At 64.2% G+C, this 13,511-nt stretch carries 14 protein-coding genes; 10 read left to right on the top strand and 4 right to left on the bottom strand.

Annotated elements, in window-relative coordinates; genetic code table 11:
- Positions 1-7 precede the first annotated feature (7 nt).
- Genes HMPREF2559_RS08265 through purM form a run of 3 tightly spaced genes read left to right on the top strand, consistent with a single transcriptional unit; the run spans position 8 to position 3,070 of the window.
- Positions 8-385, top strand: coding sequence for a sterol carrier family protein (locus HMPREF2559_RS08265; RefSeq protein WP_066490248.1), 378 nt, complete (start codon positions 8-10; stop codon positions 383-385).
- 24 nt (positions 386-409) lie between these two features.
- Complete coding sequence (purF, locus tag HMPREF2559_RS08260) at positions 410-1,939, top strand: amidophosphoribosyltransferase (RefSeq protein ID WP_082723263.1); 1,530 nt, start codon at positions 410-412, stop codon at positions 1,937-1,939.
- Positions 1,940-1,975: 36 nt separating this feature from the next.
- Complete coding sequence (gene purM, locus HMPREF2559_RS08255) at positions 1,976-3,070, top strand: phosphoribosylformylglycinamidine cyclo-ligase (RefSeq protein ID WP_066490255.1); 1,095 nt, start codon at positions 1,976-1,978, stop codon at positions 3,068-3,070.
- 345 nt (positions 3,071-3,415) lie between these two features.
- Here purM and HMPREF2559_RS08250 read toward each other — a convergent pair whose 3' ends face one another.
- Together HMPREF2559_RS08250 and HMPREF2559_RS08245 are read right to left on the bottom strand one after the other, a co-directional pair.
- Complete coding sequence (locus HMPREF2559_RS08250) at positions 3,416-3,649, bottom strand: DUF3073 domain-containing protein (protein ID WP_181734566.1); 234 nt, start codon at positions 3,647-3,649, stop codon at positions 3,416-3,418.
- Positions 3,650-3,795: 146 nt separating this feature from the next.
- On the bottom strand, positions 3,796-4,893 hold the full coding sequence (locus tag HMPREF2559_RS08245; protein WP_066490266.1) for a CAF17-like 4Fe-4S cluster assembly/insertion protein YgfZ: 1,098 nt from the start codon (positions 4,891-4,893) through the stop codon (positions 3,796-3,798).
- A 30-nt stretch (positions 4,894-4,923) separates the two neighbouring features.
- Between HMPREF2559_RS08245 and HMPREF2559_RS08240 the strand changes: the two genes are divergently transcribed.
- Positions 4,924-5,757, top strand: coding sequence for an aminodeoxychorismate lyase (locus HMPREF2559_RS08240; RefSeq protein WP_066490268.1), 834 nt, complete (start codon positions 4,924-4,926; stop codon positions 5,755-5,757).
- A 4-nt stretch (positions 5,758-5,761) separates the two neighbouring features.
- Here HMPREF2559_RS08240 and HMPREF2559_RS08235 read toward each other — a convergent pair whose 3' ends face one another.
- Positions 5,762-6,421 carry a heme-binding beta-barrel domain-containing protein gene (locus HMPREF2559_RS08235; protein ID WP_070540320.1) on the bottom strand — a complete coding sequence of 220 codons (660 nt, stop codon included), beginning with the start codon at positions 6,419-6,421 and terminating at the stop codon, positions 5,762-5,764.
- Positions 6,422-6,459: 38 nt separating this feature from the next.
- Between HMPREF2559_RS08235 and HMPREF2559_RS08230 the strand changes: the two genes are divergently transcribed.
- Positions 6,460-7,443, top strand: coding sequence for a diacylglycerol/lipid kinase family protein (locus tag HMPREF2559_RS08230; protein WP_070540263.1), 984 nt, complete (start codon positions 6,460-6,462; stop codon positions 7,441-7,443).
- Here HMPREF2559_RS08230 and HMPREF2559_RS08225 read toward each other — a convergent pair.
- Positions 7,440-8,192: an LmeA family phospholipid-binding protein gene (locus HMPREF2559_RS08225; RefSeq protein WP_066490278.1), complete on the bottom strand. Its 753-nt coding sequence runs from the start codon at positions 8,190-8,192 to the stop codon at positions 7,440-7,442. The two genes, HMPREF2559_RS08230 and HMPREF2559_RS08225, sit on opposite strands and share 4 nt — an antisense overlap.
- A 46-nt stretch (positions 8,193-8,238) precedes the next feature.
- Between HMPREF2559_RS08225 and mshD the strand changes: the two genes are divergently transcribed.
- The 5 genes from mshD to pstB all read left to right on the top strand — a co-directional run bounded on the left by mshD (position 8,239) and on the right by pstB (position 13,458).
- Complete coding sequence (gene mshD / locus HMPREF2559_RS08220; RefSeq protein WP_070540258.1) at positions 8,239-9,180, top strand: mycothiol synthase; 942 nt, start codon at positions 8,239-8,241, stop codon at positions 9,178-9,180.
- Positions 9,181-9,367: 187 nt separating this feature from the next.
- Positions 9,368-10,477, top strand: coding sequence for a phosphate ABC transporter substrate-binding protein PstS (pstS, locus tag HMPREF2559_RS08215; RefSeq protein WP_066490280.1), 1,110 nt, complete (start codon positions 9,368-9,370; stop codon positions 10,475-10,477).
- Between the two features lie 196 nt (positions 10,478-10,673).
- Positions 10,674-11,720 (top strand): phosphate ABC transporter permease subunit PstC, encoded by a 1,047-nt coding sequence (pstC, locus tag HMPREF2559_RS08210; RefSeq protein ID WP_066490287.1) that lies wholly within the window; start codon positions 10,674-10,676, stop codon positions 11,718-11,720.
- A gap of 13 nt (positions 11,721-11,733) precedes the next feature.
- Positions 11,734-12,642, top strand: a complete 909-nt coding sequence (gene pstA, locus HMPREF2559_RS08205) for a phosphate ABC transporter permease PstA (RefSeq protein ID WP_066490290.1) — start codon at positions 11,734-11,736, stop codon at positions 12,640-12,642.
- 42 nt (positions 12,643-12,684) lie between these two features.
- A complete protein-coding gene (gene pstB, locus HMPREF2559_RS08200; protein ID WP_066490292.1) occupies positions 12,685-13,458 on the top strand; it encodes a phosphate ABC transporter ATP-binding protein PstB in 774 nt (257 codons plus the stop codon).
- Positions 13,459-13,511: the final 53 nt, after the last annotated feature.

The following is a 13,511-nucleotide window of genomic DNA, read 5'->3' as shown; positions in this document are numbered from 1 at the left end:
GGGGGGTATGAAGAAGGTGCATGACCCCGCCGCCACCCGCGCCGCCGTCGCCGCCGTGGAAGCCTGGGTGCGCGACCCGGCGTTGCCGGATCCCTCCCGCTCGCAGCTTGCCGATGCCGTCCGGCGCACCGCCCGTGCCGTCGCACACGACGCGCCGGGACACAGTGTGGAGCTGCGTGTTCCCCCGTTCGTGGCTGTCCAGTGCATTGAGGGGCCTCGTCATACGCGTGGCACGCCCCCGAATGTGGTCGAGACGGACGCGCGCACCTGGCTGGAATTGGCGCTGGGTGTGACGGAGTGGTCCACGGCGGTGGAGGCGCGTCGCATCGACGCCTCGGGTTCGCGCGCGGGGGAAATCGCGAAATGGCTCCCCGTAATCTTTTAGTTTTCTGTGCCTGTAGCGGCTAGGATGGGGCGCGTGATTAACCCTGCGCATGCTGCTGTCACTACCCACCCCGCCCCACTGACCGATCTTGACGATCAGGGGGAGACTGAACCGCGCGAGGAGTGCGGCGTCTTCGGCGTTTGGGCACCGGGGGAGGACGTCTCCACTCTCACGTACTTCGGCCTCTTCGCCCTCCAACATCGTGGCCAGGAAGCCGCCGGCATTGGCGTCGGCGACGGCGAGCGAATCGTCGTATTCAAAGACATGGGCCTCGTCGCCAATATTTTTGATGAATCCATCCTGGGCTCGCTCAAGGGCAACGTCGCCGTGGGACACACGCGCTACTCCACGGCGGGCGGCAAGGAATGGTCGAACGTCCAGCCGATGTTTGAGACGTCCTCGTCCGGCGTGGACATTGCGCTGTGCCACAACGGCAACCTCGTTAACTACCTCGAGCTGCGTGCCGAGGTCGTGGAGAAGGGCTTGATTAAGCCCACGCAGGAATCGGTCTCGGACTCCATGTGCTTGTCCATGCTGCTTGCCGAAGGCGTAGATGAAAACACCTCTGTCTTCGACTCCGCTCGTGCGCTGCTGCCGCGCGTTAAGGGTGCTTTCTCTCTCACCTTTACCGATGGCCACACGCTGTACGCCGCGCGCGACCCGCATGGCGTGCGCCCGCTCGTCATAGGCCGCCTAGAGAAGGGCTGGGTCGTCGCGTCTGAGACCTGTGCGCTCGACATCGTGGGCGCCCAGTTCCTCCGCGAGGTCGAGCCTGGCGAGCTCATCTCCATCGACGAGGCCGGCATCCGCTCCGAGACCTTCGCCGAGCCCACCCGCCACGGCTGCGTCTTCGAGTACGTCTACCTGGCACGCCCCGACACACAGATTAAGGGCCGCTCCGTCAACGCCGCCCGCGTGGACATCGGCCGTCGCCTCGCGCGCTCGTGCCCGGCCGACGGCGCCGACATGGTCATTCCGGTGCCCGAGTCCGGCAACCCCGCCGCCGTGGGCTACGCCCGCGAGTCCGGCATCACCTTTGCCCACGGCCTGGTGAAGAACGCCTACGTGGGCCGTACCTTCATTCAGCCCACGCAAACGCAGCGCCAGCTCGGCATCCGCCTCAAGCTCAACCCGCTGCGCGAGGTCATCAAGGGCAAGAAGCTCGTGGTCGTCGACGACTCCATCGTCCGCGGCAACACGCAGCGCGCCCTTATTCGCATGCTCCGGGAGGCCGGCGCCGCCGAGGTCCACGTGCGTATCGCGTCCCCGCCGGTGAAGTGGCCGTGCTTCTACGGCATTGACTTCGCCTCGCCTGCGGAGCTCATCGCGAATGCCACGCCGTCCGATGACCCGGAGACCGTCGCCGACGTTATCCGTGAAGCCATCGGCGCGGACTCCCTGGGTTTCGTGTCCGTCGACGACATGGTCGGCGCGACCGAGCAGCCCGGCATGGAGCTGTGCACTGCGTGCTTCACCGGCAACTACCCCCTGGGCCTGCCAGCGGGCAACCCCAATGCCGAGGCCGTGCGTAAACTTCAAGGCACCGACGCCTAAACCCCTTCCGACCGACTTTTAAGGAATCCCACCGCGATGTCTGAAAACCCCACCGCTTCCTCTGAGACCGCCGCCGAGAACTCCGGCACCACGTACGCCGCTGCCGGCGTGAGCATCGAAGAGGGCGACCGCGCCGTTACCCTCTTCGCCCCGCACGCCAAGCGCGCCACCCGCCCGGAGGTCATGGGCGGCCTCGGCGGTTTTGCCGGCCTGTTCAAGCTGGGCGAGTACAAGGAGCCCATCCTCGCTGCCGGTTCGGACGGTGTGGGCACGAAGCTCGCCGTCGCCCAGGCGATGGACAAGCACGACACCATCGGCATCGACCTGGTCGCCATGTGCGTCGATGACCTCGTGGTCTGCGGAGCCGAGCCGCTCTTCCTCCAGGACTACATTGCGGTGGGCAAGGTCGTTCCGGAGAAGGTCGCCGAGGTCGTCAAGGGCATCGCCGAAGGCTGCGTCCAGGCAGGCTGCGCTCTGCTCGGCGGTGAGACCGCGGAGCACCCCGGCGTCATGGACCCAGAAGAGTACGACGTCTCCGCCACGGCCGTGGGCGTCGTCGAGGCTGATGGCCTCCTTGGCCCGGACAAGGTCCGCGATGGAGACGTGCTCATCGCCATGGGCTCCTCTGGACTGCACTCCAACGGCTACTCGCTGGCCCGCTACGTCCTCCTCGAACAGGCGGGCCTGCCGCTCGACGGCCACGTGGAAGAGCTCGGCCGCCCCCTCGGCGAGGAACTCCTTGAGCCGACCAAGATCTACGCGCTGGACTGCTTGGCGCTCGCCGCCGAGTGCCAGGTCTCCACGTTCTGCCACGTCACCGGCGGCGGTCTCGCGGGCAACCTCGAGCGCGTCATCCCGGAGGGACTCACCGCTGAGGTCAACCGCGCGACCTGGACCCCGGCCCAGATCTTCCGCACCATCGCCTCCGTGGGCAAGATCGCCCTGTCCGAGATGGAGAAGACTTTCAACATGGGCGTCGGCATGATCGCCGTCGTCTCCCCGGAGGACCGCGACCGCGCCCTGGCCATGCTCACCGCCCGCCACCTCGACGCCTGGGAGCTCGGCACCATCCGCGAGTCCGGCGGCGACGAGCCGCGCGTCATCATGCAGGGCGAGCACCCGAACTTCTAAGTTCGCGCCTCAGACACACGCCGCCCGTGCCGCATCGGCAGGGCGGCGTTCGCGTGTCCGGTTCCTTGCGAAAATCGCGTCGGCTCATGCGGCGCGCGGAGAATTATCGCAAGGAACGAGCTGGTGGAATGCGCCTGTGCGTCGCGTGGAAACGGTGTCGCGGATTTCACGACAACGAAGGCTCAGATTTCCGTGGTTTATGGGGCCTTCGTTGTTCTGAAGTCCGCCGCGCGCCGCGCGCCGGACGGACGAAGCGCAGACAGCGTCGTGACGGACACGGTCAGGATGGGGACACGCAAAAATCCGCCGCCGGGCGGGCCGGCGGCGGAATAAGAGTCTTAGGACTTAGCGCTTGTCCGAAGAGTCGGTGTCATCCTCAACGTCGTCTTCATCGTCATACTCGTCGATGTAGTCGGCGTATTTGTCTTCGTAGTCCACCTCGTCTTCGTCATCCCAGTCGTTGCGCGGCTTCTGAGCGGCGAGCTCGCGCTGGAGCGAGTCCAAATCCATCTCAGGTGAGTTGTACTTCAGCTGGCGTGCAACCTTGGTCTGCTTCGCCTTCGCGCGTCCGCGTCCCATGTGCATGACCCCCTTGAGGTGTGTGTAGGCATTCCAGGGAAGTTCGGATGCCCCATCGAATTTCAATAACAGTATGGTCCTGTTAGACACAATAGCCTGTGTGCCGAAAAAATTCCGCACCGCCCCCTGTTACAGGGCAAAGAAGGCTAGCGGCCGCGCAATTTCTCCACCGCGGCGCGGCCAGCCTTGGGGCCCTCATCCGTGGGGATGGACTCTGGCTCGACGCTCGCGGCGACGTTCGCCTCGCCGCGCAGCGGGCCGGTGACGAGATCGGTGCCCGTGAGTGCAGAACGCTTGACCAAGCCGAGGGCGATGGGGCCGAAGTCACAGTCGTCGACGACGGTGCCCAGGCGGCCCACGCGGCGCCCACCGGGGCCGGACAGGATATCGGCGCCCGGCTCGGGGCGGTCCGGCGCGGAGCCATCGAGGTACAAAAGGACGAGCAAGCGCGGCGAGCGACCGAGGTTCTCCACGCGGGCGACGGTCTCCTGGCCGCGGTAGCAGCCCTTGTTGAGGTGGACGGCGCCGGGGTGTTCGCCGCGGCCGATCCACTGGGGAACCTCGTGGGCGATCGCCTTATCGTCGAGGTCAGCGGCCAGTTCCGGCTCGCGGGCGCGGACGCGCTCGGCGGTAAACGCCATGAGTCCAGCCAGGTGGGCGCCGGCGGCTTCGAGGGCCTCGACCGCGTCGACCAGTTCGGCCCGCAGGACGGCGAGATCGCGGCGCGGGGCGCCGAGCCAGTCCACGGTGCGATCAAAGACGACGCCCGCGGCGGCCGCGTCGAAGCCGTCTACCGGCTTGCCGAGCAGCGTGAGGATCGCAAGGTCCGCCTCGGCCACCTCGACCTGGGACCAGAAGATCATCTTCGTGAGGTAATCGCGCAGCGACTCGAACTGCGCGTCGGGCACGTCGAGGTAGATCTCGGTAGGGGAGACGACGGCCACGTCTGCGGCGTGGAGGATATGCCCCTGGATGTCGAAGTCGAGGGCGGACGCGGCGAAGCCCGAGGGGGCATCGTCAAGCTTTTGGGAGAGCAAATTATTAAGGAATACCGCGGCTTCGGGGCCAGTGACGGCGAGCACGCGGCGCTGCGAGCGGTCGATGACGGCGGTGCCGTTTTCGACGTAGCGTTGCTCCACGAGGGGATCGCCATAATGCCAGGCCACGCCCTCTTTATCGAGGAGGCTGTCCCCTTGGAAAGCGGCAGCGCGGGGACGGTCAAGCAACGGCGAAACGTAGGTCATGGATCCCCATCGTAGGGCATAATTGAAGTCATGAGTATTGCGCCTGTCATCTACGTCATCGAGCCTTTCGGCGGGTCTATTCGCCGCCATAACGCGAACCTTCCGCTGCTCTTTGCCGACGATCTGGGCGTCACGCGTGGTGACGGCATCTTTGAGGCCATGCGCGTTGAGGGCGGACAGGCTCACAACATGGAACGCCACCTCGAGCGGTTCCGGCGCTCGGCCGAGGCGCTCGACCTGCCGCTGCCCACGCCCGAGAAGTGGCAGGAGGCCACGAAGGCCGCACTCGAGGAGTGGGGCGAGGCCGAGGGCAAGTGCACGTGGACGCTCACGCGCGGGCGCGCGTCGACGAGCATTCCCACTGGTTGGGTTGCGGTCGAGGGCATTGACGCGGAGACGCTGCGTGAGCGTGAGAAGGGTGTTAAGGCCATCACCATGGAGCGTACGTGGCAGCTGCCCACGGAGTTCCCGGCGAAGACGGTGAACTACGCCGCGACGATGGCGGCGCTGCGCTACGCCAAAAAGCAGGGCGCGCAGGACGTCATTTACCTCAACGGCGCAGGACTCTTGCTGGAGGGCTCCCGCTCGTCGGTCGTGACGACCAAGGGACGCAAGCTGCGCACGCCCGCGGCGCCGGGAATTTTGCCGGGCACGACGCAAGCTGCCATCTTCGCCCGCGCGGAGGCAGACGGCTGGCGCTGTAAACTCAAAGAAATGAACGTTGACTACCTGCTGGGGGCGGACTCGGTGTGGCTCGTCTCCTCGACGCGCGGGCCGGTGCGCGTGACGCACCTGAACGGACAAAAGCTCCCGAAACCCGCCAATGTGGAGGAGATTCGGGAGCTGATGCGGTCCGCGCTCTAATGCTTTAGCCCGCGATGCGCTTGAGCTCCGCCGACATGTAGGGGCGCATCTCGCCGTCGACCATGCGCTCGTCGACCCAGCCCAGGTTGTTATTCGGCATGAGGCCGTACATGCGCTTGCCGGGGCCGAGGTTCTTCGGGCCGGTCTCCGTGACCATGGTGGACGCGGACTGGAGGGACCAGGCGCGCTCGTTAAAGGGCTCGCCGTAGAAGATTTCCACGATGCCGTTATTCGAGGTGTAGGTCATTTCGATCTCGTCCTTGGGGGAGATGCGCCAGAAGCCGGACTCGCGTACATCGGGGCCTACCGGCTTGCCCTCGGAGTCGATCTTCCACGTGCGAGAGGTGTAGGTCAGGTAGTGCTCGCCGTCGTGGGCGATAACGAGCTGCTGGCCGAACGTGTACTGACCGCCGTTCGAATCGTGAGCCTGGCCCTCGCCCTGCCACACGCCGACCAAGGGGAGAAGTCCCAGCAGCGCGTCGTGGAGGGACGGGCCCTGGCGCAGGTTCGCCGTGTCATCGGGAACCGGGACCTCGTCGAGGCCGACGGCCGGAATATTGCGGGAGGCGGCGTCTTTCCAATCCTCCGCGGCGCGATTGACGGCCTCGTTGCCGTCCAGCTTGTTGGGATCGTTTTCGGGGTGGGATGCGTTTCGTTCAGACATGCCCATCAGCCTACCGTTTAGCGCTAGGCTAGAAACCCATGCGAGCCTTGCTCATCACCAACCCGAATTCGACCAGTCAGAGCGAACTTATGCTTCGGCAGGTCTACGCCCGCCTGCGCGAGGTCCCTGACCTGCATCTTCTGGTGCGGCAGAGTCACTATCCGGGACACGCGGCGGAGATGGTGTCCACCCTCACGCGCGCCGAGTGCGACGTGGTGATCGCTGTCGGCGGAGACGGCACCGTCAATGAAATCGTGGGCGGGCTTCTGGGATCGCCCAAGAACCCGCGCCCAGCCGAAGAGGTCCCGGTGCTCGCCGTCATCCCGGCGGGCTCGGCCAATGTCTTCGCCCGGGCTTTGGGCTTTCCCGCAGAGCCTGCCGATGCCGCCCAAACCCTCGCCGAGTGCATGCTCTACGACCTGCGCCGCACCATCCGCCTGGGCACGTGGGAGTCCCTCGGAGCAGACGGTGAGGCCGAGCCAGACGAGGCGCGATGGTTTGCCGTCAACGCTGGTTTTGGACTCGACGCAGACGTTCTCCACGCCGTGGACAAGGCGCGTGCGAAAGGACTTGCGGCGACGCCGCTGCGCTACCTGCGCGCGACGCTGCGCGGTTGGGCGCGTGCGCGCGTGCGCCCGCCGCACATTGATGTCCACGCCAAGGCAGGGGAGCGCACGCTCGAGCTGCGGGGCGCGCAGCTCATTTTTGCGTCGAATACCAACCCGTGGACGTTCCTCGGGCCGCTGCCCGTCGTGACGAACCCCCGTAACTCCTTCGATAAGGGCCTGGGGGTCTTCGGGCTGACGGATATTGGGGGCATCGGCGGCTTCGCGGGCTTGCTGCACCTCTTTGGGGCGTACCGGCTTGCGCGTGGCCGCGTGATCCAATTCGATGACGCGGAATGGGTGGAGCTGGGCGTGCCTGGCCTGCACCGCTTCCAAGCGGACGGCGAGTCCGAAGGCAAACTCGAGCACGTGCGGCTGCGTTCTATCCCCGACGCGCTTGAGGTCTATTCGCCTTAGCTCGTGATCTGTTTGCCGTCCTTGTCGTAGTCCCCGTCGATTTCCAGCGGAGAGAGGAGATCGAGGTGGAGCTCGACGTTGCGGCGCTGGACCTCCACGTTGATGGTGCCGCCACGCAGCGAGACCTTCGTCGCCTGGGCCGGCAGCGGCAGGCGACGCGTGTCGAGTTCCAGATAGAACGCGTCGTGGACGTGGCCTTCTGGCGCGTCGATGGGCCGCATATAGAACATGGGGCCTTCGAGACGCAGCTCTACCTGAACCGTCGTGGGCAACTCGTCGCCGGGGATGGTGCCCGTGAGCTCGGCTTCTGCGGAATTGCCGCCGGAGGGCGAGATATTATTCGGGTTGTTGATATTGAGATCCGTCATGCCCAGCAGGCGGCCGAGCGCCACGCCGTCGAGGCTCAGGCTGCGCGAGAGTGTGGAGGCCACCGCGCCGTCATAGTCCCCGGTCCATACCTGTTGCGGGGTGATGTGCACGTCGCGCAGGGTGGTTTGCGCGTTGACCATGCCTAGCTGTGGCACTTCGACGTCGGAGGAACGCACCTCGAGCAGCGGCACGGTGCCCGTGACCGCCGCGGCGACGTAGGGAAGCCCTCCGATATAGACGTCCGGCGGGGTCTCGAGTCGCGTGAGCTCTTCCACGCGTTCGGACACGGCGTGTTCCGCGTGCATGGCTACGGCGGAGTCCGCTAGCCAGAGCGCTCCCACGCAGCCCACCGCGACACCCGCGGCTTTCAGTGCCTTCATGGTTCTATTTCTACCGCACGCACCCGCGCGTCACTAAGGTGGGGGCATGAGCTTGAACCAGGACACCCTTGATCAGATCCATGCCGTCCTCGACGCCGCCCGCACGAACGATGGCGTGGCACCTTTCTCTGAGCAGTATCTGTTGGGGCTGAGCGATGAACGCCTGGGCCACCAGCACTTCGTGCATAGCGAGAATGGCCAGGTCGGCGCGCTCATTGCGCTTGATGGGGAGTCCGCAGAGCTCGTTGTAGCTCCGAACTTCCGGCGGCGCGGCATTGGCGAGGCCTTGCTTGCCGATGCCGCCCGCTCGCTCGACGCTGGCTCCTCCTTCCAGGTGTGGGCGCACGGTAATCTCCCGGCGGCACAGGCCTTCGCGCAGGCCCAGGGGCTCAGCGTCGTGCGGCGCTTGCTCGTCATGGCTGTCGAGGGCGAAGCGTTGCGCGCGGCCGCAACGGTTCCTTCTGCCGAAGGATTTGAGGTCCTCAACTATGAGGAGTCGGTGGCGCGCTGGGGCGCGGACGCGGTGGACGCGGCATGGGTGGCGGCAAATAATGAAGCCTTCTCGTGGCACCCCGAACAAGGCGGCTGGGATGTCGCGCGCTTGCGCCGCGGCATGGAGGCTGAATGGTTCGATGAGAAGGACGTAATTTTATTCTGGGACACGTCTACAAATGTGACTGGCGTTACGAATGGGGGCAGTGATAATACCCCCAGCCTGGCTGGATTCCACTGGACCAAGTGGCACACGGAAGACGTTGAGGACGGCGGCGAGGCCTTTGGTGAGGTCTATGTCGTGGGGTTGGCGAATGCCTATCGCGGACGTGGGTTGGGGGCACCGCTCCTCCATGCAGGGCTACACCGAATGGTGGAAAAGGGCGCGCGACGTGTGATTTTGTATGTCGAGTCCGATAATGAACCGGCAGTGCGGGCCTACGAAAATTTGGGTTTCGGGGTGGCCGAGGAGCACGCCGTGTATCAGCAGCAATGATTTTCATTAATCAACGGTGATAACTGTTTACCTTGTGTTCACTGAAAGTGACCTTTTCGGTTAACCCAGGCTCGTTAGGTTATGTCGCTGTGAGCTCGTGGCCCCCGCCAAAGAATGAAAAAGGGTGGTCATCCAGGCTCCCCAATGACCTCTTTCGAATCTGCTCTACATAACTGGAAGGTTTCCCGTGATTCGCAACTTCAAGCGCACCGCAGCTATCTTCGGCCTGATCGCCGCTTCCTCCACCGCTCTGGTGGCTTGCTCCGAGTCTTCTGACTCCGGTTCCTCCGACTCTGCTCAGGGCGACTCTTCCGTCTCCGGCACCCTGGTCGGCGAGGGAGCTTCCTCCCAGCAGAACGCCATGTCCGTGTTCCAGAAGGCCTTCATCGAGAAGTACCCGGACGCTGACCTGTCCTACACCGCTTCCGGTTCCGGCGCCGGCGTTGAGGCCTTCATCAACGGCACCGCCACCTTCGCTGGTTCTGACTCCCCGCTCGATGAGGAGGATGGCGAGGTCACCTCGGCTAACGAGCGTTGCGGCGGCAACGACGCATGGCACCTGCCGTCCACCATCGGCCCGGTTGCTATCGCTTACCACCTCGAGGGTGTCGACCAGACGGTCAACCTCACCACCGAGTCCATCGCCAAGATCTTCAAGGGCGAGATCAAGAAGTGGAACGACCCGGCTATTGCTGACGCCAACGAGGGTGTCGAGCTTCCGGACAAGGACATCACCGTCGTCTTCCGTTCTGACGAGTCTGGTACCTCGGACAACTTCCAGAAGTTCCTCAAGGCTGCTACCGGCGAGTGGGACTCCAAGGGCAAGCAGTTCCCGGATGCCGTCGGTGAGGGTGCTAACGGCTCTTCCGGCGTTGCTGACCAGGTTGCTTCCATCGACGGTGCTATCACCTACGTCGAGGCTGGCTTCGCTAAGCAGAAGGAGAACGTCTCCACCGCTGCTATCGACTTCGGTCATGGCCCGGTCGAGCTGTCCAACGACTCCGTCGCCAAGGCTCTGGACAACCTGGCCTTCAAGGAGACCAACTCCGAGCACGACATGGTCGTCGACGCGGACGCGCTCTTCTCCTCTGACGCTGAGGGTGCTTACCCGCTCATCCTCACCACCTACAACATCGTCTGCTCCGCTGGTTACGACGAGTCCGAGGCCGCCCTGGTCAAGGCCTTCTTCGAGACTGTCCTGGACAACCAGTCCACCGAGCTCGAGGACGCTGGCTTCATCCCGGTCTCTGGTGCTCACCTGGACCGCCTGAAGGCTGCTGTCGAGGCTCTCGCTTAAGAGTTTCGCCCGTGAGGGTCGCTCGCTTCGGGTGACCTTCGCCGCGTCGCGCCGTGTTCGGCGCCGCGCATGCTGCCCCCAAACCGTTGCACAAACGTTTGGGGGTTATGGCATGTTTCCCAAAACTTTGCCGTTATAGCCCGCTGCGCGGGCGTAACACCCCTCGCACCCGCTAACTAAAGGATTTCGTAGTCTCATGGCAGACAACAACCTCACCACGGCGCCCACGCCCGAGGCGGAACCAACGACTGTCGCTCAGGCGACCGTTGCGAAGCCGACGAATGACGTGGTTACTGTAGACTCGGGCAAGGGCGTCCGTCGCCCTGGCGACCGTGTCTTTGAATTCCTGTCCACCGCGTCCGCGACGCTCATCACGGTGATGATTGCAGCCATCGCGCTGTTCCTCCTGTGGCGCGCCGTCCCGGCCCTCAACGTCAACGAGGGAGGAGTCGTTGGATTCTTCACCTACGGTGAGCGTTGGAATACGAGCGATACGGATGCTATGCAGTTCGGTATCCCCACGATGTTCGCGTCGACCGTTCTCATCTCGGTCCTCGCGCTTCTTATCGCCATGCCCATCGCGCTGGGTATTGCCATCTTCCTGTCGAACTATGCTCCGGCCCGCGCCGTAAAACCGCTCGGTTTTCTCGTCGATATGCTCGCGGCCGTGCCGTCCATCGTCTACGGTCTGTGGGGCTGGCAGGTCCTCGGACCCAAGCTCTCCGGGTTCTACACCTGGCTCGAGTCCTGGGCCGGCGGCTTCTTCCTGTTCAAGGTCTACGACAATTCGCCGTCTTTTGAGACCGGCCGCAATATATTCACGGGTGGCATCGTGCTCGCCGTCATGATTCTCCCGATTATCGCGGCGACCGCCCGCGAGGTCTTCGTGCAGACCCCTCCGGGCCAGATCGAGTCCGCGCTCGCACTCGGCGCGACCCGCTGGGAAGTCATCCGCATGACCGTCCTGCCGTTTGGTACCTCCGGCTACATCGCGGGCTCCATGCTCGGCCTCGGCCGCGCGCTCGGTGAGACGATGGCGCTGTACATGGTCGTCTCGCCGCTTATCGACTTCCGCTTCACGCTCTTCGACGGCGGTACGACGTTCGCGACGGCCATCGCCCTGGCCGCCGCCGAGTTTGGTAACGAGATGCGCGCTGGCGCCTACATCGCCGCCGGCCTCATGCTCTTCCTCCTGACCTTCCTGGTCAACGCCATTGCCCGTTCCATCGTGAATAAGAAGTAAGGAGGAGCCCAGCATGACTACAACTACTGCAATTCCGGTAAAAAACGGCTCTGCGTTCCAGCACATCTCCGGCTCCCGTAAGATCGCGAATAGCATTGCGACCGCCGTCGTGTGGGGCGCGATGATCATCGCGATGATCCCGCTCGTGTGGGTGCTGTGGGAGCTCATTGCCCGCGGCTCTGGCGTCATCTTCAGCCCTGAGTGGTGGACGACGTCCCAGCGCGGCATCATGAACACCGAGGCGGGCGGCGGTGCACTGCACGCCATCATCGGTACCTTCGTCCAGACCCTCTTCGCGACGCTCATCTCGGTGCCCATCGGCATCTTCACTGCCATCTACTTGGTGGAGTACTCCAAGGGCGGCTTCCTCGGCCGCATGACGACGTTCATGGTTGACATCCTCTCCGGTGTCCCGTCCATCGTCGCAGCGCTGTTCGTCTTCGCTATGTGGATCACGCTCTTCGGCTTCGACCGCTCCGGCTTCGCCGTGGCGCTTTCCCTCGTGCTCCTCATGATTCCGCTCGTGGTCCGCAACACGGAAGAAATGCTCCGCGTCGTGCCCATGGACCTGCGCGAGGCGTCCTACGCCCTCGGCGTCCCGAAGTGGAAGACCATTGCACGTATCGTCCTGCCCACGGCACTGTCCGGCATTGTCACCGGCATCATGCTCGCCGTCGCTCGCGTCATGGGCGAGTCCGCTCCGGTCCTCGTGTTGGTTGGCTCTTCGTCGTCTATCAACTGGGACTCCTTCAAGGGCCCGCAGTCCTCGCTGCCGCTCATGATGCTCGATATGTACAAGGCCGGCGCGCAGCCTGCCGTGCTCGACAAGCTCTGGGGCGCCGCGCTCACGCTGGTTATCCTCATCGCCGTCCTCAACGTCGCGGCCCGCTGGGTGTCTGCGAAGTTCTCCGTTAAGAAGTAAACCCGCCCCCAGACTTATCCACTCACAGGAGTAAAGACCCACATGTCCAAGCTTTCGCTCAACGACGTGAACATCTACTACGGCGATTTCCATGCCGTGCAGAACGTCAACATGCAGATTCCGGCCCAGGCCGTGACCGCCTTCATCGGCCCGTCCGGCTGCGGCAAGTCCACCGTGCTGCGCACTCTCAACCGTATGCACGAGGTCATCCCGGGCGCCTCCGTCAAGGGCGAGATCCTCCTTGACGGCGAGAACATCTACGGCTCCAAGGTCGACCCGGTGTCCGTGCGCAACACCATCGGCATGGTCTTCCAGAAGCCGAACCCGTTCCCCACGATGTCCATCGAGGAAAACGTTGTCGCTGGCCTCAAGCTGTCCGGCGAGAAGAACAAAAAGAAGCTCAAGGAAGTCGCCGAGCGTTCCCTGCGCGGCGCCAATCTCTGGGATGAGGTGAAGGACCGCCTGGACAAGCCGGGCGGCGGCCTCTCCGGTGGTCAGCAACAGCGTCTGTGCATCGCCCGTGCCATCGCGGTCGAGCCCGAGGTGCTCCTCATGGACGAGCCGTGCTCGGCTCTGGACCCGATTTCCACCCTCGCTGTGGAGGACCTCATCCACGAGCTCAAGGAGAATTTCACGATTGTCATCGTGACGCACAACATGCAGCAGGCAGCCCGTGTGTCCGATAAGACCGGCTTCTTCTCCCTCGAGGCCACCGGTAAGCCGGGTCACCTCGTTGAGTTCGATGACACGAAGAATATCTTCGAGAACCCGTCGAAGAAGGAGACCGAGGACTACATTTCCGGCCGCTTCGGCTAAGCCTCCCTCGCAACCGTTCTGCGCCCCAGGCAGCGGTTCCCTTGTGCTGATTC

Origin of the sequence: Corynebacterium sp. HMSC072G08 (genome assembly GCF_001809185.1) — a bacterium.
Classification (GTDB): domain Bacteria; phylum Actinomycetota; class Actinomycetes; order Mycobacteriales; family Mycobacteriaceae; genus Corynebacterium; species Corynebacterium phoceense.
The sequence above is the reverse complement of the archived record's forward strand: the minus strand, read 5'-3'. Positions and strand labels throughout refer to the sequence as shown.

What these genes read in the sequence shown, in the direction of transcription:
- HMPREF2559_RS08245 (WP_066490266.1), bottom strand. Translation starts at nt 4,893, where the DNA reads ATGACCTACGTTTCGCCGTTGCTTGACCGTCCCCGCGCTGCCGCTTTC.
- pstB (WP_066490292.1), top strand. Translation starts at nt 12,685, where the DNA reads ATGTCCAAGCTTTCGCTCAACGACGTGAACATCTACTACGGCGATTTC.
- mshD (WP_070540258.1), top strand. Translation starts at nt 8,239, where the DNA reads ATGAGCTTGAACCAGGACACCCTTGATCAGATCCATGCCGTCCTCGAC.
- HMPREF2559_RS08240 (WP_066490268.1), top strand. Translation starts at nt 4,924, where the DNA reads ATGAGTATTGCGCCTGTCATCTACGTCATCGAGCCTTTCGGCGGGTCT.
- pstC (WP_066490287.1), top strand. Translation starts at nt 10,674, where the DNA reads ATGGCAGACAACAACCTCACCACGGCGCCCACGCCCGAGGCGGAACCA.
- HMPREF2559_RS08265 (WP_066490248.1), top strand. Translation starts at nt 8, where the DNA reads ATGAAGAAGGTGCATGACCCCGCCGCCACCCGCGCCGCCGTCGCCGCC.
- HMPREF2559_RS08235 (WP_070540320.1), bottom strand. Translation starts at nt 6,421, where the DNA reads ATGTCTGAACGAAACGCATCCCACCCCGAAAACGATCCCAACAAGCTG.
- HMPREF2559_RS08250 (WP_181734566.1), bottom strand. Translation starts at nt 3,649, where the DNA reads ATGGGACGCGGACGCGCGAAGGCGAAGCAGACCAAGGTTGCACGCCAG.
- purM (WP_066490255.1), top strand. Translation starts at nt 1,976, where the DNA reads ATGTCTGAAAACCCCACCGCTTCCTCTGAGACCGCCGCCGAGAACTCC.
- HMPREF2559_RS08230 (WP_070540263.1), top strand. Translation starts at nt 6,460, where the DNA reads ATGCGAGCCTTGCTCATCACCAACCCGAATTCGACCAGTCAGAGCGAA.
- pstA (WP_066490290.1), top strand. Translation starts at nt 11,734, where the DNA reads ATGACTACAACTACTGCAATTCCGGTAAAAAACGGCTCTGCGTTCCAG.
- purF (WP_082723263.1), top strand. Translation starts at nt 410, where the DNA reads ATGGGGCGCGTGATTAACCCTGCGCATGCTGCTGTCACTACCCACCCC.
- HMPREF2559_RS08225 (WP_066490278.1), bottom strand. Translation starts at nt 8,192, where the DNA reads ATGAAGGCACTGAAAGCCGCGGGTGTCGCGGTGGGCTGCGTGGGAGCG.